The sequence below is a fragment of the Streptomyces sp. NPDC005181 genome, assembly GCF_040608395.1.
GTDB lineage: Bacteria > Actinomycetota > Actinomycetes > Streptomycetales > Streptomycetaceae > Streptomyces.
In genome coordinates this window covers 101,724-120,646 of record NZ_JBEXID010000011.1, presented here as the reverse complement: position 1 = coordinate 120,646, position 18,923 = coordinate 101,724, and the positions used below count along the sequence as shown (strand labels likewise).

The following is an 18,923-nucleotide window of genomic DNA, read 5'->3' as shown; positions in this document are numbered from 1 at the left end:
GATGTCTGTCGAATCGGTCTTCCCACAGCTCGAAGCTCTGCTCCCGCATGTGCAGAAGCCCATCCAGTACGTCGGCGGTGAGCTGAACTCCACCGTCAAGCCGTGGGACGAGTGCGACGTCCGCTGGGCTCTGATGTACCCGGACGCGTACGAGGTCGGACTGCCCAACCAGGGCGTGATGATTCTTTACGAGGTGCTCAACGAGCGTGACGGCGTCATGGCCGAGCGCACCTACAGCGTCTGGCCGGACCTCGAAGAGCTGATGCGCGAGCACAAGGTTCCGCAGTTCACCGTGGACAGCCACCGTCCGGTGAAGGCGTTCGACGTCTTCGGGCTGAGCTTCTCCACCGAACTCGGCTACACCAACATGCTCACCGCCCTGGACCTCGCGGGCATCCCCCTCGACGCCCGGGACCGCGGCCTCGACGACCCGATCGTCCTCGCGGGCGGCCACGCCGCCTTCAACCCCGAGCCGATCGCGGAGTTCATCGACTGCGCGGTCACCGGCGACGGCGAGCAGGCGGTCCTGGAGATCACCGAGATCATCCGCGGCTGGAAGGCCGAGGGCCGCCCCGGCGGGCGCGAGGAGGTGCTGTTCCGGCTCGCGAAGACCGGTGGCGTCTACGTACCGCGGTTCTACGACGTCGAGTACCTCCCGGACGGCCGCATCGGCCGCGTCGTGCCGAACAAGTCGGGCGTGCCGTGGCGGGTCTCCAAGCACACCGTCATGGATCTCGACGAGTGGCCGTACCCGAAGCAGCCCCTCGTCCCTCTCGCCGAGACCGTCCATGAGCGGATGTCCGTCGAGATCTTCCGCGGCTGCACCCGCGGCTGCCGCTTCTGCCAGGCCGGCATGATCACGCGCCCCGTGCGGGAGCGAAGCATCACCGGCATCGGCGAAATGGTCGAGAAGGGTCTCAAGGCGACCGGCTTCGAGGAGGTCGGCCTGCTGTCCCTGTCCTCCGCGGACCACAGTGAGATCGGCGACATCGCCAAGGGCCTCGCCGACCGGTACACCGAGGACAAGATCGGCCTCTCGCTGCCCTCCACCCGCGTCGACGCGTTCAACGTCGACCTGGCCAACGAGCTGACTCGCAACGGCCGCCGCTCGGGCCTCACGTTCGCCCCCGAGGGCGGGTCCGAGCGCATGCGCAAGGTCATCAACAAGATGGTCTCGGAAGAGGACCTCATCCGGACCGTCGCCACCGCGTACGGCAACGGCTGGCGCCAGGTGAAGCTGTACTTCATGTGCGGCCTGCCCACCGAGACCGATGAGGACGTCCTCCAGATCGGCGACATGGCGGTCAACGTCATTGCCAAGGGCCGTGAGGTCTCCGGGCAGAACGACATCCGCTGCACCGTCTCCATCGGCGGCTTCGTACCCAAGCCGCACACCCCGTTCCAGTGGGCCCCGCAGCTCAGCGCCGAGGAGACCGACGCCCGCCTGGAGAAGCTGCGCGACAAGATCCGCGGCGACAAGAAGTACGGCCGCTCGATCGGCTTCCGCTACCACGACGGCAAGCCCGGCATCGTCGAGGGCCTGCTCTCGCGCGGCGACCGCCGCATCGGCTCCGTCATCCGCGCCGTCTACGAGGCCGGCGGCCGCTTCGACGGCTGGCGCGAGCACTTCTCGTACGACCGCTGGATGGCCTGCGCCGAGAAGACGCTCCCCGAGTTCGGGGTGGACGTCGACTGGTACACCACCCGTGAGCGCACGTACGAGGAAGTCCTGCCCTGGGACCACCTGGACTCCGGTCTCGACAAGGAGTGGCTCTGGGAGGACTGGCAGGACTCGCTCGACGAGACCGAGGTCGAGGACTGCCGCTGGACCCCGTGCTTCGACTGTGGCGTGTGCCCGCAGATGGACACCCATATCCAGGTCGGCCCGACCGGCAAGAAGCTCCTTCCGCTGACGGTCGTGAAGTAACGCCGGACGTCAGCGCTCGGGTGACAGCTCGATGACGAAGACCCGGTCCGGGAAACCCTGGGCCGGGTCTTCGCGTCCTGTCCGGCATGGACCAGGAGAAGCGGCCCCGCGCATACGGCAACCACCAGGCGCCCGCGCACTACGAGTCCGGCGACGGCTGTCTGACCACGCTCATCAGGATTCCGGTACGGATCGTGGTGCTCGTGGTCGTCCTGCCCGTACGGATGGTCTGGGACGCGCTCGTCGCCACCGCCCGCGGCGCCGACCGGGTGCTGCTGCGCCCCGCCGGACGGGCGCTGGCGTGGCTCCTCCGGGTCCTCGTGGTGATCCCGCTGGTCCGGCTGTACGAGTCGGTCCTCACCCCGCTCGGGCACGGGCTGCGGTGGCTGGCCACGGTGATTGGACAGAGCATTCTGTGGCTGGGCGCGGCCGTCTTCGTGTGGCCGTGGGTGGCGCTGTGGCGGTACGTGGTCGTGCCCGTGGTCCGGTACGGGATCGTGGCGCCGGCCGGCTGGCTCTACGAGTCGCTCCTCACCCCGGTCGGGCACGGGCTGCGCCAGGTGTACCGCGCACTGCTCATCCCCGTCGGACGGGGCGTCGCCGCCGTGATCGGCTGGGTACTCACCGCTCTCTTCGTGTGGCCGGTGGTCGGGGTGTGGCAGTACGTCCTGGTGCCGCTCGCGCTCGCCCTCGGCCGGCTCATGGAGAACATGATCGTGGCGCCGCTGGTCTGGACGTACCGGAAACTGCTCACACCGCTCGGCCACGGCATCGCCTGGCTGGCCGGCATGGTGGCGAGCGGGGTCGCCGCGGCGGCCCGGGGGCTGGGCGCAGCCGTCGCCTGGCTGGTCATGACGGTGCTCATCACCCCCGTGGGGTGGATCTGGCGGCGGGTCCTCGCCCCGGTCGGCCGGGAGATCGTCGCCGCGATCGGTGTCGCCTGGCGCGTCGCCGGGTATCTCTCGCGGGCCGTCGGCCGCGCTCTCGCCTGGCTGGCGTGGCATCTCATCGGCGCCCCGGTGGCCTGGACCTACCGCACCGTGTGCACGCCCGTCGGACATTTCGTACGCGACATGGTCTGGGCCCCGGCCAGACGCGCCGCTGTCGAGGCGGGACGCGCGGCCCGTGACGCCCTGCGCACCGCACGCGAGACCGTGCGCCAGGCCCGCCGTGACGCATGGCGGGCGCTGGTCGGCGAGGGCCCGGTCCCCGAGCCCCGGGAACCGGTGGCCCCCCTTGCGCGTACTCTGGGTAGTACAACGACTGTGCCCAGCGCGGCGCCCGAACCAGAGATCACCCTGCGAAAGCAGGGGTGAGCCGGACCGGACACCCCAGGGTCACCCGTATTTCGAGGGCGGCGTGCCACCGCGTCCGCTCCGCACCGAGGAGAAGAACCACTGGGCAAGCGACAGCCCGAAGGCCCGCCGCCCGCACCGGCAGTGCAGCGCATCCGACTGCGCTACACCAAGCGCGGCCGCCTCCGGTTCACCAGCCACCGCGACTTCCAGCGCGCCTTCGAGCGGGCGCTGCGCCGCGCCGAGGTGCCCATGGCGTACTCGGCGGGCTTCACCCCGCACCCCAAGGTGTCGTACGCCAATGCCGCACCCACCGGCACGGGCAGCGAGGCCGAGTTCCTGGAGATCGCCCTCACCGAGTCGCGGGACCCCGACACGTTGCGCGAACTGCTCGACGAGTCGCTCCCGGACGGCCTCGACATCACCGATGCCGTGGAGGCCCGCACCTCGGGGCTCGCCGAGCGGCTGACCGCCTCCGTCTGGGAGATGCGGCTCGACGGGGTCCCGTTCGAGGACGCCGAGAAGGCCGTCGCCGGTTTCCTCGGCGCCGAGACCGTCGAGGTCCAGCGCCGCACGAAGAACGGCATGCGGACCTTTGACGCCCGCGCCGCCGTCGCGGATCTGGAAGCCGTCGATCTCCGGGCTGATAGGCCGGGGGACAAGCCCTGTGCGATACTGCGGCTGGTTGTTCGGCACGTGACACCTGCCGTGCGACCTGACGACGTCCTGTCCGGTCTCCGCGTTGTGGCCGACCTGGCGCCGCCGGTCCCCGCAGCGGTGACCAGGCTGGCGCAGGGGCTCTTCGACGAGGAGTCCGGCACGGTGACCGACCCGCTCGCGCCCGACCGCGAGGCAGCCCCGACCGTGCTACCCACGGCCACCGGGACCGCCGTCGCGACGGCGCCGGAAGGTGCAGGTTCCGCGTAAGGCGGTCGTTGTAGCGCAGTCCCCGGACTCGGGAGCCACCTGGGTCGGGCCGCGCGCTGACCCATAAGACTTTCGCCAGGCCGTGCGTATATCGCGTACGGAACCGGCGAGCCAGACATTCAGCTCCCGTGCGGCGCCCGCGCCCCGGACGGCGGTTCCGCGTTTCTCATGCGGACCGTGCCGGACCGGAATCAGGCGCGGCGCCCGGGAGCGTGACGGGAGAACCGCCCGCATGCTCGAACCGATCGAGCCCGGCACGACCGGGAACGCCGAAGAGAACAACACCCCCGGGGACAAGCTGCCGCCGCGCCGCAGGCGCCGTGCCGCTTCCCGCCCGGCCGGCCCGCCGTCCGGCGCCGCCGGCTCGGAGGCTGCCGCGCCGGCCATACCGGCCGATGACGCCGCAGTGTCCGACACCACCGTCGCCGCCGACGAGGCGGAAGCCGCGCCGCCGGCGCGTACCCGTCGCCGTGCGGTCCGCAAGGCGACCGCTCCCGCAGGTGCGCCGCAGGCCGCCGAGGTCGTGGAGGCCGCCGCGAGCGCTGCCCCCGCAGAGGCTGCGGAGACCGCCCCGGCCGCAGAGACCACCGAGACCGCTGAGGCGCCGCGTGCGCGTCGCCGGGCGACCCGTAAGGCGACCGCTTCGGCGGGTGCGCCGAAGGCCGAGAAGACCGCCGAGGTCACCGAGGTCACCGAGGTCGCGGAGATCGCCGAGACTGCCCCGGCCGCCGAGATCACAGAGGCCGCTGAGGCGCCGCGTGCGCGTCGCCGGGCGTCCCGCAAGGCCACCGCTCCCGCAGGTGCTCCGCCGGCCGCCGAGGCCGTGGAGGTCGTCGAGACCACCCTGGCCGTCGAGACCGAGGCGCCCGCGCAGCCCGCCGTCACCGAGCCCGTCGAGGCCGAGGCGCCCCGTGGCCGTACCCGTCGCCGGGCATCTGCTCCGGCCGGTGCGCCGCAGGCCGCGTCGACCGACACCGGGACTGCTGAGACCGAGGAGGCCGCACCGGCCGCCGAGGCCGCTGAGCCGGAGGCCCCGCGCGGCCGTCGTCGGGCGGTCCGCAAGGCGACCGCTCCGGCGGGTGCGCCGCAGGCCGCCGAGGCCGTTGCCCCTGTCGAGATCGTCGCCGAGGCCCCGGTCGAGGCCGCTGTCGCCGAGGAGCCGGCCGCAGAGCCGGAGGAGGCGGCCGAGAGCGCCGCGCCGCGTGGCCGTCAGCGCCGCCGGGCCACCGCCGCCGCGGGCAGGCCGGAGTTCACCGGCAAGGTCGAGGAGCCCGCCAGCAAGAGCCGTCGCGCGACGCGCCCGGCCGTGGCCGTCTTCCAGGCGCCGGTCTTCGCCGAGCCGATGTTCCAGACCCCGGAGACCGCCGCGGCCGCCGCGGCCGCCGGCACCACCTCGCGCTACGACGAGGCCGAGGATGAGATCGAGACGGTCGAGGAGACCGCCGCGACCGACGAGGCCGCTGCCGAGGCGGCCCCGGTCGCCGAGCCCGCGCCGCAGGCCGGTTCCCGCCGTCGTCGCCGCCGTCGCGGCGAGGCCGCCGAGACCGAGCCGGCCGCCGAGCGGACGCCCGCCCCCGCCGCCCCGGCGGAGGAGCCGGCCGAGGCCGAGCACGAGCTGGAGGGCGAAGGCGAGGCCGAGGGCGACGAGTCGGACGAGTACGGGGACAGGCCCTCGCGCCGTCGCCGTCGCGGTGGCCGTCGCCGTCGCCGTGGTGAGTCGACCGAGGCGGAAGAAGCCGCGGAGCAGCACGCCGACGAGCACGCCGCCGACACGTCCGAGGACGAGCACGAGGGTGCTCACGAGGGCGACGAGGAGGAGGAAGAGGACCACGAGCTGTCCGGTTCCAGCAGCAGTCGCCGTCGCCGTCGCCGTCGTCGTCGCAGCGGTGACGCCTCGCCCGAGGCCGAAGCCGGTCCGGACGACCCGGAGCGTACGGTCGTCAAGGTCCGTGAGCCCCGGAAGAAGGAGGCCGAGCGCGAGCCCGGCACCGGCTTCGACGAGGTCCAGTCCATCAAGGGCTCGACCCGTATGGAGGCGAAGAAGCAGCGCCGCCGCGAAGGCCGTGAGCAGGGCCGCCGTCGCGTCCCGATCATCACGGAGGCGGAGTTCCTGGCCCGCCGCGAGGCCGTCGAGCGCGTGATGGTCGTCCGTCAGAACGGCGAACGCACCCAGATCGGCGTCCTCGAGGACGACGTGCTCGTCGAGCACTACGTCAACAAGGAGCAGGCCAGCAGCTACGTCGGCAACGTCTACCTGGGCAAGGTGCAGAACGTACTGCCGTCCATGGAGGCTGCCTTCGTCGACATCGGCAAGGGCCGCAACGCCGTCCTGTACGCCGGTGAGGTCAACTTCGAGGCGCTCGGCATGGCCCATGGGCCGCGCCGGATCGAGACCGCGCTGAAGTCCGGCCAGTCCGTCCTCGTCCAGGTGACGAAGGACCCGATCGGCCACAAGGGCGCCCGCCTGACCAGCCAGGTCTCGCTGCCCGGCCGTTACCTGGTCTATGTGCCCGAGGGCTCGATGACCGGTATCAGCCGCAAGCTGCCCGACACGGAGCGCGCCCGGCTGAAGACCATCCTCAAGAAGATCGTCCCCGAGGACGCGGGCGTCATCGTGCGCACCGCCGCCGAGGGTGCGAGCGAGGACGAGCTGCGCCGCGATGTCGAGCGGCTGCAGCAGCAGTGGGAGGACATCCAGAAGAAGTCGAAGAGCAACGGCAGTGCCAACGCGCCGACGCTGCTCTACGGCGAGCCGGACATGACGGTCCGAGTCGTCCGCGACATCTTCAACGAGGACTTCTCGAAGGTCATCGTCAGTGGTGACGACGCGTGGGAGACCATCCACGGTTACGTCGACCACGTCGCCCCCGACCTGACGGACCGGCTGTCGAGGTGGACCTCCGAGGTCGACATCTTTGCGACCTACCGGATCGACGAGCAGCTGATGAAGGCACTGGACCGCAAGGTCTGGCTGCCCAGCGGCGGCTCGCTGGTGATCGACAAGACCGAGGCGATGGTCGTCGTCGACGTCAACACCGGCAAGTTCACCGGTCAGGGCGGCAACCTCGAGGAGACCGTCACCAGGAACAACCTGGAGGCGGCCGAGGAGATCGTGCGCCAGCTGCGGCTGCGCGACCTCGGCGGCATCGTCGTCATCGACTTCATCGACATGGTTCTGGAGTCCAACCGGGACCTGGTGCTGCGGCGCCTGCTGGAGTGCCTGGGTCGCGACCGTACGAAGCACCAGGTCGCCGAGGTCACCTCGCTGGGCCTGGTTCAGATGACCCGTAAGCGGGTGGGCCAGGGTCTGCTGGAGTCCTTCTCCGAGACCTGTGTCCACTGCAACGGGCGCGGCGTGATCGTGCACATGGAGCAGCCGACCTCGGTCGGCGGCGGCGGCAACGGCAAGCGGGCGAAGAAGCGCGGCCGCGGTGGCGTCGGTGAGCAGCCCGAGGCTCTCGTCGAGCACGAGCACGAGCACGAGCACGTAGAGGCCGAGGCGGAGACCGAGGCCGAGGTGGCTGCCGAGGTCGCCGCTCCGGTGGCGCTTCCCGAGCCGGAGTTCGTACCGGACGAGGAGCTGTACAGCAGCCCGGCGGAGGCCGAGGCAGCCGCTTCGCGCGGCCGTGGCCGTCGGCGTGCGACCCGCAAGGCATCGGCCCCGGCCGGCGCCCCGAGGACGGCGCCCGAGCCCACCCCGGTCGTGGAGCCGGAGCCGGTGACCGAGCCCGAACCGGTCGTCGAGGCCCCGGTGGCCGAGGCTCCGCAGGGCCGTACACGCCGTCGGGCGACCCGTAAGGCGACCGCTCCGGCGGGCTCGCCGGCCGCGGCCGAGCCGGTCGAGGCGCCGCTGCCTGTCGCGGACGTGGTTGCCGCCGAGGCCGTGGTGGTCGAGGCCCCGGTGGTCGAGGCCGCACCCGAGGAGGTGGCCGCCCCGCCGCGTGCCCGCCGTCGGGTGACCCGCAAGGTCACCGCCCCTGCGGGCTCGCCCGCAGGTACGGACGGCGCGGAGGTCGTCGTGGTGACGGGCTCCACCGAGCCAAAGCCCGAGGCCGAGCCGGCCCCGGCCGACGCCACCGCCGTTGCCCCGGAAGCCGCGGAGACCGCGGAGGCCGAGGCCCCGGCCAAGAAGACGGCCCGCAAGACCGCCAAGAAGGCCACTGCCAAGAAGGCAGCCACCAAGAAGACGGCTGCCAAGAAGACCGTCGCGAAGAAGACGACGGCCAAGAAGGCGGCGGCGAAGGAGACGGCGGCGGCGGAGCAGTAGTCGCCGCAGGCTTTCCAGAGGTCGGGCCCGCCGGGCCCGACCTCTGCAGCAGCCGACGCATGGCTGACGGCCCCGTACGCGCGGCCGGTCGGGTGCCTCAGGCGGACCTGCCGCACCCGCCCCGGTCCTCGGAGACTGCGCGGAACCCGGCCCGGCCTCGCTCAAGTGACCGAGGCAGCTGTCCTCGGGCCGTCGGTGGACGCGCCGCGACCGGACAATGAGCCCGTAGAGAACAAGAACCAGGAAGCAAGGAGAACCTTCATGATCGGCCTGATACTCGCAGCCGGTGCCGGACGGCGTCTGCGCCCGTACACCGACACCCTTCCGAAGGCCCTGGTGCCGGTGGGCCCCGAGGGTAACGAGGAGAGCCTCACCGTCATCGACCTGACGCTGGGCAACTTCGCGGAGGTGGGGCTGACCGAGGTCGCGATCATCGTGGGCTACCGCAAGGAGGCCGTGTACGCCCGCAAGGAGGCTCTTGAGGCGAAGTACGGCGTCACGATCACGCTGATCGACAACGACAAGGCCGAGGAGTGGAACAACGCGTACTCCCTCTGGTGCGGCCGCGACTCGATCAAGCACAGCGTGATCCTCGCCAACGGCGACACCGTGCACCCGGTCTCCGTCGAGAAGACGCTGCTGGCCGCCCGTGGTGACGGCAAGAAGATCATCCTTGCCCTCGACACGGTGAAGCAGCTCGCCGACGAGGAGATGAAGGTCGTCGTGGACCCCGAGAAGGGCGTCCAGCGGATCACCAAGCTGATGGACCCGGCCGACGCCACGGGCGAGTACATCGGTGTCACCCTCATCGAGGGCGACGCGGCCGACGAGCTCGCGGACGCGCTGCGGACGACCTTCGAGCGCGACCCGGACCTGTACTACGAGGACGGCTACCAGGAGCTCGTCAACCGGGGCTTCAAGGTCGACGTGGCTCCGATCGGCGACATCCAGTGGGTCGAGATCGACAACCACGAGGACCTTGCCAAGGGCAGGACGATCGCGTGCCAGTACTGACCCGCCTCATACCGGCACCGATCGTCGTCGATATCCGCGCGGGTGCCCTGGCCGACCTCGCGAGCGTCCTCGCGGACCAGAGGATCTCCAGCTCGGGCAAGCTGGCGGTCGCGATCAGCGCAGGGTCCGGTCAGGCGCTGCGTGAGCGGCTGTCGCCGAGCCTGCCGAGCGCTTCCTGGTTCGAGGTCGGCGGCGGCTCTCTCGGGGACGCGGTCAAGCTCGCCGAGGCCATGAAGTCCGGGCGTTACGACGCCGTGGTCGGCCTCGGCGGCGGCAAGATCATCGACTGTGCGAAGTTCGCCGCGGCGCGTATCGGGCTGCCGCTGGTCGCGGTGGCGACGAACCTCTCCCACGACGGTCTCTGCTCGCCGGTCGCCACACTGGACAACGACGCGGGCCGTGGCTCCTACGGTGTCCCGAATCCGATCGCGGTCCTGATCGACCTCGACATAATCCGCGAGGCGCCGGCTCGGTTCGTGCGCTCCGGGATCGGCGACGCACTGTCCAACATCTCTGCGGTCGCGGACTGGGAGCTGGCCCATCAGGTCAAGGGCGAGGACATCGATGGCCTCGCTGCCGCGATGGCCCGCCAGGCCGGTGAGGCGGTGCTGCGCCACCCCGGCGGCATCGGGGACGACAGCTTCCTGCAGGTGCTGGCAGAGGGGCTGGTGATGACCGGTATCTCGATGTCGGTCGCGGGCGACAGCCGCCCCGCTTCCGGCGCGTGCCACGAGATCAACCACGCCTTCGATCTGCTCTTCCCTCGGCGTGCCGCCAGCCACGGCGAGCAGTGCGGTCTGGGCGCGGCGTTCGCGATGCATCTGCGCGGTGCCCGCGAGGAGTCCGTACAGATGGCCCAGACGCTGCGGGGCCACGGCCTGCCCGTGCTGGCCGAGGAGATCGGCTTCACTGCGGACGAGTTCGTCTCGGTGGTCGAATTCGCTCCTCAGACCAGGCCGGGGCGCTACACGATCCTGGAACACCTGAACCTGTCCGCGGACGGGATCCGGGATGCCTACGCCGAGTACGTGAAGGCTGTCGAGGCCTGAATCAGGGGCCCGGTTTGACCGGCTGTCCAAGGCCCCGTAGCCTTGACCGTCGGCGTTTGTTCGCCACACCTCTGAGCACTGACCTCCCGCTCCGTACGGGAGAGGCCGCTCATCCAATCCGGATCGTCGCGGGTCTTCGGACCCGTGTGAGCGGCTGGCATCAGGGGTTTCCGTTCCGAGCGAGAGTGAGATCCGCGTGTACGCCATCGTGCGCAGCGGTGGCCGCCAGCACAAGGTTGCTGTCGGTGACATCGTTGAGGTTGACAAGATTTCCACTGCCCAGGTTGGCGACACGGTCGAGCTCTCGACCCTGCTCGTGGTCGACGGCGACGCCGTGACCAGCGACCCGTGGGTGCTGGCCGGGATCAAGGTCCAGGCCGAGGTCGTGGACCACCACAAGGGCGCGAAGATCGACATCCTTCGCTACAAGAACAAGACCGGCTACCGCCGTCGCCAGGGTCACCGCCAGCAGTACACGGCGATCAAGGTCACCGGTATCCCCGCGGCTGCGAAGTAAGGGACTGAGAGAAGATGGCACACAAGAAGGGCGCATCGTCCACCCGGAACGGGCGCGATTCCAACGCTCAGCGGCTCGGCGTCAAGCGCTTCGGCGGCCAGGCGGTCAACGCCGGTGAGATCCTGGTCCGCCAGCGCGGCACCCACTTCCACCCGGGCACGGGCGTCGGCCGTGGCGGCGACGACACGCTGTTCGCGCTCGCCGCTGGTGCGGTCGAGTTCGGCACCCACCGTGGCCGCAAGGTCGTGAACATCGTTCCGATCGCCAAGTAATTTCGGCGCTCGTCGAGCGGTTTCTGCGGAGGCGGACCTCACTTCCCGTATGGGAAGCGGGTCCGCCTTTCGCGTGTTTCTCCTAAGAGAGACAGCATGAGCTTGAAACATTTCTGCATGTATGTAACTGGAGGTTCCCACCATGACCACCTTCGTGGACCGCGTCGAGCTGCATGTCGCCGCGGGTAACGGAGGCCACGGCTGTGCCTCCGTTCACCGTGAGAAGTTCAAGCCGCTCGGCGGCCCGGACGGCGGCAACGGCGGCCGTGGCGGCGATGTGACCCTGGTCGTCGACCAGGACATCACCACGCTCCTCGACTATCACCACAGTCCGCACCGCAAGGCCACCAACGGCCAGCCCGGCGCGGGCGACCACCGCACCGGCAAGGAGGGCCAGGACCTCGTCCTGCCGGTCCCCGACGGCACGGTCGTGCTCGACAGGAACGGCAACGTGCTCGCCGACCTGGTCGGTCAGGGCACCACGTTCGTGGCCGGCCAGGGCGGCCGCGGTGGCCTCGGCAACGCCGCACTCGCCTCCGCCCGCCGCAAGGCCCCCGGCTTCGCGTTGCTCGGCGAGCCGGGCGAGTCCCGGGACATCGTCCTGGAGCTCAAGACCGTCGCCGACGTGGCTCTGGTGGGCTACCCGAGTGCCGGCAAGTCCTCGCTGATCTCGGTTCTGTCCGCGGCCAAGCCCAAGATCGCCGACTACCCGTTCACCACGCTCGTCCCGAACCTGGGCGTGGTCACCGCGGGCAGCACCGTCTACACCATCGCCGACGTCCCGGGCCTGATCCCGGGCGCCAGCCAGGGCAAGGGCCTCGGCCTGGAGTTCCTGCGGCACGTCGAGCGCTGCTCGGTCCTCGTGCACGTGCTGGACACGGCGACGCTGGAGTCCGACCGCGACCCGGTCTCCGACCTCGACATGATCGAGGAGGAGCTGAAGCAGTACGGCGGTCTGGACGACCGGCCCCGCATCGTCGTCCTCAACAAGATCGACATCCCGGACGGCCAGGACCTCGCCGACTTGATCCGACCGGAACTGGAGGAGCGCGGCTACCGCGTCTTCGAGGCGTCCGCCGTCGCCCGTACCGGCCTCAAGGAGCTCTCCTACGCGCTCGCCGGTGTGATCGCCGAGGCGCGTGCCGCCAGGCCCGTGGAGGAGGCGACCCGCATCGTCATCCGCCCGAAGGCCGTGGACGACGCGGGCTTCACCGTCACGCTGGAGGAGGACGGCATCTACCGGGTGCGCGGCGAGAAGCCGGAGCGCTGGGTGCGGCAGACCGACTTCAACATCGACGAGGCCGTCGGCTATCTGGCGGACCGTCTCAACCGTCTCGGTGTCGAGGACGCGCTGATGAAGGCCGGCGCCCGGGCGGGCGACGGCGTAGCCATCGGCGCAGAGGACAATGCGGTCGTCTTCGACTGGGAGCCGACCATGGCGGCGGGTGCGGAGATGCTCGGACGCCGTGGCGAGGACCACCGCCTCGAAGCGCCGCGTCCGGCCGCTCAGCGCCGTCGCGACCGTGAGTCGGAGCGGGACGAAGCGGGCAAGCTGTACGAGGAATTCGACCCGTTCTCGTAGTACGCCTCGGCAGCCTTCGGTGCTGCCCCGTGAATGACGTCGCTGCCGGACAGCCGTCTCCGATCCCGGCCCCCACTGAATCAGGGGGCCGGGATCGTGCGTTCGGGCTGTTTCGGAGAACGCCGCGAGCAGACAGGTGATTTATGCTGCTTCCGTAAAATCTGCGACGTTATGCGGCAATGCTTGGGCGATGAAACTCCTAAGTATTCGTCGTGTGTGCAACCCTTTGACGCTTTTGTGGGTCGCTCTGAGAGGGGACGCAGGGCGCGCCCCGCATCAGCGACGCAGGGGGAGAACTGTGATGCGCAGGAGACCGCCGGGGATTGTCGAGAGTCGCAGCCCAGCCGAAAGATGCACATGAAGATCTCTTTTCTGGTGCGCGACCTGTGTCATGTGGGCGGAGTCGTCAGCGCGACTCAGAATCTGGCGGGCGCGCTGGCGGCGCGGCACGACGTGGAGATCGTCTGTCTGCGCAAGGTGCGGGACGAGTCGCATTTTCCGCTCGACTCACGGGTGTCCGTCCGCGTCCTCACGGACCTGCGCAAGAACTCTCCGGTGTGCGACCTGGACAATCCGCTGACCGCGGTGTTTCCGATGCTGTACCCGGTCGACCCGGCGGAGAAGAAGCCTGTGGTCAGCCGATTGGCGGAGCTGCGCCTCCTGGAGTTCCTCGCCACCACCGACACGGATGCCGTGGTGAGTTCCAGCCCGCGAAACACGATCATGCTCGGGTATGCGACAGGTGACTACCTGAAAGTCACACAGGAGCACTCGATGCCCTCGATCTACGCGAAGTACTACCAGGGCCGGCTGTTCCAGGCCTACCACTCGCTGGACGCGCTCACCGCTCTCACCCCCGAGGAAGCCGAAAGCATCGGCAGGCAGGTGCCCGGCATCCGTAACCGGCTCGCCGTCATGCCCAATTGCGTGCCGGCCGCCGCGGTGCGGTCCAGGAGCACGAACAAGGTCATCATCGCGGCGGGTCTCCTGAAAGAGAACAAGAACTTCGCGGCCGCCGTGAATGCCTTCGCCGTCGTGGCCCGCTCATATCCCGACTGGCGACTGCGTCTGTACGGCGACGGCGTCGAGAAGGCCAATCTGCGCAAACAGATCGAGAGCCTCGGCCTGCACAACGCCGTGACGCTGATGGGCCCCGCCGTCCCGGTCTCCCCGGAGTTCAGTAAAGGCTCGATCTTTGTGCTCCCGTCCAAGCGGGAGGCGTTCGGAAACGTGATTGTCGAGGCCATGGCGGCGGGACTGCCCGTCGTCAGTACGGACGCGGACCACGGACCGCGCAACATCATTACCCACGGTGAGGACGGCTTCCTCGTTCCGCCCGGCGACACCGAGGCCATGGCCAAGTCCATCCTCGCGCTGATCGAGGACGACGAGCGACGCAAGCGGATGAGCGAGGCCGCGGTCCGCAACGCCGCGCGCTTCCACGAACCGGCCAGCTGCGAGCGCTTCGAGGCGATTCTGCGCGATGCCTTCGCACGCAAGGCGCTGCGGACGCGAGCCACCACGCAGGTGGACTCCGAAGGATCGGTCCGGGTGGATGTCGGTGAGCTGCCCGAGGGGGTACACGGAGCCGAGGTGGTCTGCCGCCTCACCGGCGGGGCGGGCCATGCGGAACGACGGTTCGAGATCGCGCCCGAGGGCACCGCGTTGGTGCCCTGGCGCGCCGGACTGCCGGAAGGCGTATGGGAGCTGTCGCTGCGCACGTCAGCGGGGTACGAGGTGCCGCTGACCATGGGCGGTCTCGACTGCGACGTGCGCGATCTGCTGAACGTTCCGCTGCCGCGCGAGAACGGGGCCCCGGCTCTCGAACTGCTGCTGCCGCACCGGGACGAGAACGGACGTCTCCGGATCCGCAGTGTGGTGCGCGACTCCCACGTGGAGGTCGACGCACTGGCGGTCGACACCAGGACCGTCGAGGTGGAGGCAGCCTACTGGGGTGGCGGGCTGGGCCGGGGAGCGACGCTGGAAGCCGTGCACCGCCAGGACGGCGAACGCGTGCTGACCTTCCCCGTCTCGGCCGCGGACGGCCTCAGGGTCAGGGCCCGGGTCGACTGCCACCTGCTGGTGCGGGAGCATCAGGGACCCGAGCAGATCTGGGACGTATGGCTGCGGCCGGCCCAGGGTGCCGCGCGGGTGCAGGTGGGCAAGCTGGCCACCGATGTGCTGCGGCCGATCGGTGTGTTCACCTTCCCCCGGCCGGTGCTGCGCGTGCTGCCCGAGCCCGGACGTTCGCTGCCGGCGAAGGCGGTGAGCCGACTGGGCAGGTTGGTCAGGCGCGGACGGCCGACGACGCCTCCCGTCACCGCGGTCGAGATCAGGCCGTACTACACGGCCCGGTCGCAACTTGCGTTCAAAACAGTGGACGTGCGGTCGTAGCGACCGACCGGAGGCAGCGCAGGACAGCGTAGGGGGCGGGCCCCGAAGACAGTTCCGGGGCCCGCCCCCTACGTGCGTGTGCGGCTACTTCTCCTCGGCCAGCTCGACCGCCTGCTGCAGCATGCGGTCGACGACCCGCTGCGACGCCCGGCCGTCGTCCAGGTCGCAGAACAGGTGGTGGAAGCGGTCGAAACGCTCGCTGTACCGGGGCCAGACGCTGTCGATGTCCCGGATCGAGTCGATCAGTTCGGCCGACGTGCGGACCAGCGGACCGGGCGAGTCCTTCTCGAAGTCGAAGTAGAAACCGCGCAGGGTGTCGCGGTAGTGCTCCAGGTCGTACGTGAAGAACAGCATCGGCCGCTTGAGATGCGCATAGTCGAACATCACGGACGAATAGTCGGTGATCATGATGTCCGAGGCCAGATACAGATCGGCGATGTCCGGGTACTCGGAGACGTCCCAGACGAAGCCGTTGCCGGCGCCCGGCACCTGGTCGACAACGTTGGAGTGGCGCCGGATCAGCAGGACGTGGTCGTCGCCCAGCCGGCGGCGGGCGCCCTCCAGGTCGAGACGGAGGTCGAAGGAGTACTGGCCGGCCCGGTGCGACTGGTCGTCACGCCAGGTCGGTGCGTACAGCACGACTTTCTTGCCCTCGGGCAGACCGATCCGCTTCCTGATCTCCTTGGCCAGCTTCTCCTGCTCGGGGGAGTAGAGGTAGTCGTTCCGCGGATAGCCGGCTTCCAGGATCTCCCCGTCGTACGAGAAGGCGCGCTTGAGGATCGGCGTGCTGAAGCGGTTCGAGGAGACGAGCATGCTCCAGTTCTTCGCCTCCAGTTCGAGACGCTTCTGGTACTCCTTGTCGAAGTGGAGCGTGTCGATGTCGTGACCGATCTTCTTCAGCATCGTGCCGTGCCAGGTCTGGATGATGACCTGCCCGGGGCGGCGAATCACCCACTCGGGAAGGTGGGCGTTGGTCACGATGTACTTGCTGGAGGCGAGCGCCTCGAACCACTCGGTGCCCCACATGCGGACCTTCTCGGCCGTCGGAGGCAGCTCGACCTGACCGTCACGGACGGCCCACAGGTGTCTCAGATCGTCGCCGCGGCGCACCAGTTCCTCGTGCATCGCGCGGGGGCTGTCCGAGTACTGCTTGCCGTTGTAGCTCAGGTAGAAGACCTGGTCACGCAGCGGCTCACGGCTCTTGGCCTCGTACACATCGCGGCGCAGCTGGGCCTGGCGGAACGGGCCGCGCTCCACATCGGACAGTTCCGAACGGCAGTTGAGCTGCGGGAAGTCGTGCCACCGCGATTCCAGCCAGTACCGCCGGCCGCCCAGCACCGTGTGCAACGGGAACTGGTCCGTGGCGAGCCGGTCGATCACGAACTCGACGTCGGGGCCGTCGGCGGGGCGGAGGAGGAAGTTCCAGCGGCCCGCCTTCAACGGGAAGGCGCCCTGGGCGCCGCCCAGCGTCGACGGGTCGAAGGAGGTCTCGTACGTCCCGTCGGCCTGCCAGACGATCGGGGCGAAGCGCTCGTCGAACCGTTCCTTGGCCTTCAGCACCAGTTCGGAACCGACCAGGTGGGCGGGGGCCCGGCCGCAGATGACGATCCGGCCGTCCCGCGCGGAGACCTGGTGCATCACGGCACGCTCGGTCTGACCACGGAACTTGAGATAGCCGTTGTGACCGGCGATCACGGCCAGCTCGTGGCGGGCGGCCTGCGGTCCCATGGACTCGGGGAGCTGGTAGCGGGCGTCCTCGATGCCGTCCTGCACGACGGCGCTGAGGCGGCGCGAGACCGCCCCGTCCGCGCCGGTGACCAGCAGGACCGTGCTCCAGTTGCGCACCCGGGGCTGGGCGTGGCCCTCGGTGGTCTCGGAGGTCACCAGGGCGATGTCGGCGAGCGGGACCGTCACCCGGAAGGCGGCGGTGTCGTCCGCGGAGGGCTCGACGGTGACGGCATACTGCTGGACCTCACCACTCCGCTGGTTGGAGACCTCCAGCGCGACGGTGTCGGTGTCCTTCAGCAGGGTACGGATCTCGCCGCGGATGTCGATCTGATCGCCGTTCAGCTCCCGCCCGGTGACCAGGGCGCTGACCCGCTCGACGCGCAGCTTGAGCGCGGCGCCCTCGACGCTCGGCAGCATCCGGAAGTTCTCGTCGAGCCAGCTGTACGGCGGGAAGTTGGCCGCGCTGCCGCCGTTCGACTGGATGCCCCTGCGGCGCAGCAGCCCGGAGCTCATCACCATCACACCGATGTGCCAAAGGCCCTCCTCCCACTGCCCGTTGTGGCGGAGTTTGGCCGGGTCGAAGGTGAACTCCCAGCCGGACCAGTCGTAGTTGTAGCGCTTCTGCCAGGTGTCGGAGGTACGGCCGGGACGGTAGACATTCTTCGCGGGGAAGATCAGCCGGCGGCGCGAGCCGCCCTTCTTGATCTGGATGAACTTCGCGATGCTGCGCCGGTTCGGGATGTCGATCTTGTCTATCCAGGCATCGCCGGTGAGAACGAGCTTGCCGTCGTGCCATTCGACACCGACCAGGGGAGTCCTGAGGGCCAGGTCCTTGTCGATGCGCAGGGTCTTCTTGGAGAGGGTGACCCCGCTCTGCTCCAGAGCCTTGAAACCGGCGTACTTGCGTATGAAGCCGCTCACCTCGACCGGCTCGCGCCGGCGCTGGTCGGCCAGCAGAGCGATCAGCTCGGGAATCGCGCCACGGCGCACCAGTGCGTACTGCACGCGCAGCACGGCGGGCAGTTCGTCGAGGACCTGGGGGTCGACCTGTGCGAGATAGCGGTTCGCGGCGGTGATGAAGGCCGTGCGGTACTCCTCGTCACCGTCCGGCACGACATTGAGGAAGATCCGCAGATCGTCCCGGAGCACACGGGCGTCGTACTCGCGCTTGAACCCGGCCCACTTGGCACCGGGGCGTCCGGCGAGGAACTGCGCGATCGACTCGCAGGCGGCGACACGGTTCGGGACAGCCTGTGGGTCGGTACGGCGCTGGGTGATCGAGGGTGCGGACTCGCCCTCGCGCAGCCGCCAGTAGTAGACGGGCTCGCCGATGAGGTCGATGGCCTCGGCCAGATAGTGGGCGCGCAGGATGACGGGGATGTCCTCGTAGAGCACGCCTTCGGGGAAGGCGAAACCGTGCTTGTTCCAGAAGGCGCGGCGGAACACCTTGTTGCAGGAGATGCGGTCGGCGACGAGCTTGGGGTTCTCCGAGATGTGGGTGCGCCTGCGGGCCTCGCCGGCCAGCATCTTCATCAGCGGTACCTGCCAGGACCGCTCGCCCTTGAGGTGGAAGACATTCCCGGTGGCGAAGTCCGATCCGGTCTCGTCCAGGCTGGTGACCATCAGCCGGTAGGCGTCCGGCGGAACGACGTCGTCGCTGTCGAGGAACGCGAAGTACTCGCTCTCCTCGGACATCTGTGCCAGTCCCGTGTTACGGGCCGAGCCCAGGCCGCCGTTCTCCTGCGCCACCAGGCGGAACCGGGCGTCGCGCTCGGCGTACCGGGCGGCGATGGCCGCGGAGCCGTCGGTCGAACCGTCGTCGACCATGAGGACTTCCAGGTCGGTGAGCGTCTGCGTCGCCACGGAGTCGAGGCAGGCTTCCAGATACGCCTCGACGTTGTAGATGGGCACGATGACACTGAGCCGGGAGGGCATGTCTTTCAGGATTCCT

General features: G+C 69.6%; 11 protein-coding genes. 10 read left to right on the top strand and 1 reads right to left on the bottom strand.

The genetic code is table 11. From position 1 onward, the window contains the following. The first annotated feature begins 1 nt into the window (after window position 1). From ABZV38_RS10885 to ABZV38_RS10840, 10 genes are all read left to right on the top strand, one after another. Complete coding sequence (locus ABZV38_RS10885; RefSeq protein ID WP_356326451.1) at window positions 2-1,927, top strand: TIGR03960 family B12-binding radical SAM protein; 1,926 nt, start codon at window positions 2-4, stop codon at window positions 1,925-1,927. A gap of 86 nt (window positions 1,928-2,013) precedes the next feature. Further along, window positions 2,014-3,243, top strand: a complete 1,230-nt coding sequence (locus tag ABZV38_RS10880; RefSeq protein ID WP_356326450.1) for a hypothetical protein — start codon at window positions 2,014-2,016, stop codon at window positions 3,241-3,243. Between the two features lie 123 nt (window positions 3,244-3,366). Further along, a complete protein-coding gene (locus tag ABZV38_RS10875) occupies window positions 3,367-4,149 on the top strand; it encodes a TIGR03936 family radical SAM-associated protein (RefSeq protein WP_356326449.1) in 783 nt (260 codons plus the stop codon). A 232-nt stretch (window positions 4,150-4,381) separates the two neighbouring features. Then, entirely contained in the window at window positions 4,382-8,416 is a 4,035-nt protein-coding gene (locus ABZV38_RS10870) for an Rne/Rng family ribonuclease (protein ID WP_356326448.1), read from the top strand. A gap of 261 nt (window positions 8,417-8,677) precedes the next feature. Continuing rightward, window positions 8,678-9,430, top strand: a complete 753-nt coding sequence (locus tag ABZV38_RS10865; protein WP_356326447.1) for a phosphocholine cytidylyltransferase family protein — start codon at window positions 8,678-8,680, stop codon at window positions 9,428-9,430. Then, a complete protein-coding gene (locus ABZV38_RS10860; RefSeq protein ID WP_356326446.1) occupies window positions 9,418-10,479 on the top strand; it encodes an iron-containing alcohol dehydrogenase family protein in 1,062 nt (353 codons plus the stop codon). Before ABZV38_RS10865 ends, ABZV38_RS10860 begins: the two co-directional genes overlap by 13 nt. A 196-nt stretch (window positions 10,480-10,675) precedes the next feature. Further along, window positions 10,676-10,996, top strand: coding sequence for a 50S ribosomal protein L21 (gene rplU / locus ABZV38_RS10855; protein WP_030921216.1), 321 nt, complete (start codon window positions 10,676-10,678; stop codon window positions 10,994-10,996). Window positions 10,997-11,010: 14 nt separating this feature from the next. Then, window positions 11,011-11,268 (top strand): 50S ribosomal protein L27, encoded by a 258-nt coding sequence (gene rpmA / locus ABZV38_RS10850; protein WP_356326445.1) that lies wholly within the window; start codon window positions 11,011-11,013, stop codon window positions 11,266-11,268. Between the two features lie 142 nt (window positions 11,269-11,410). After that, window positions 11,411-12,850 (top strand): GTPase ObgE, encoded by a 1,440-nt coding sequence (obgE, locus tag ABZV38_RS10845; RefSeq protein WP_356326444.1) that lies wholly within the window; start codon window positions 11,411-11,413, stop codon window positions 12,848-12,850. A 357-nt stretch (window positions 12,851-13,207) separates the two neighbouring features. Next, the gene (locus ABZV38_RS10840) at window positions 13,208-15,244 is read left to right on the top strand and encodes a glycosyltransferase (protein WP_356326443.1); all 2,037 of its coding nucleotides are present in this window, start codon (window positions 13,208-13,210) and stop codon (window positions 15,242-15,244) included. Window positions 15,245-15,328: 84 nt separating this feature from the next. Here ABZV38_RS10840 and ABZV38_RS10835 read toward each other — a convergent pair whose 3' ends face one another. Further along, window positions 15,329-18,907 (bottom strand): CDP-glycerol glycerophosphotransferase family protein, encoded by a 3,579-nt coding sequence (locus ABZV38_RS10835; RefSeq protein ID WP_356326442.1) that lies wholly within the window; start codon window positions 18,905-18,907, stop codon window positions 15,329-15,331. Window positions 18,908-18,923: the final 16 nt, after the last annotated feature.

Excerpts from the sequence above, each read along its gene's own strand:
- ABZV38_RS10885 (WP_356326451.1), top strand. The coding sequence starts at position 2 with ATGTCTGTCGAATCGGTCTTCCCACAGCTCGAAGCTCTGCTCCCGCAT.
- ABZV38_RS10880 (WP_356326450.1), top strand. The coding sequence starts at position 2,014 with ATGGACCAGGAGAAGCGGCCCCGCGCATACGGCAACCACCAGGCGCCC.
- ABZV38_RS10870 (WP_356326448.1), top strand. The coding sequence starts at position 4,382 with ATGCTCGAACCGATCGAGCCCGGCACGACCGGGAACGCCGAAGAGAAC.
- ABZV38_RS10865 (WP_356326447.1), top strand. The coding sequence starts at position 8,678 with ATGATCGGCCTGATACTCGCAGCCGGTGCCGGACGGCGTCTGCGCCCG.
- rpmA (WP_356326445.1), top strand. The coding sequence starts at position 11,011 with ATGGCACACAAGAAGGGCGCATCGTCCACCCGGAACGGGCGCGATTCC.
- obgE (WP_356326444.1), top strand. The coding sequence starts at position 11,411 with ATGACCACCTTCGTGGACCGCGTCGAGCTGCATGTCGCCGCGGGTAAC.
- ABZV38_RS10840 (WP_356326443.1), top strand. The coding sequence starts at position 13,208 with ATGAAGATCTCTTTTCTGGTGCGCGACCTGTGTCATGTGGGCGGAGTC.
- ABZV38_RS10835 (WP_356326442.1), bottom strand. The coding sequence starts at position 18,907 with ATGCCCTCCCGGCTCAGTGTCATCGTGCCCATCTACAACGTCGAGGCG.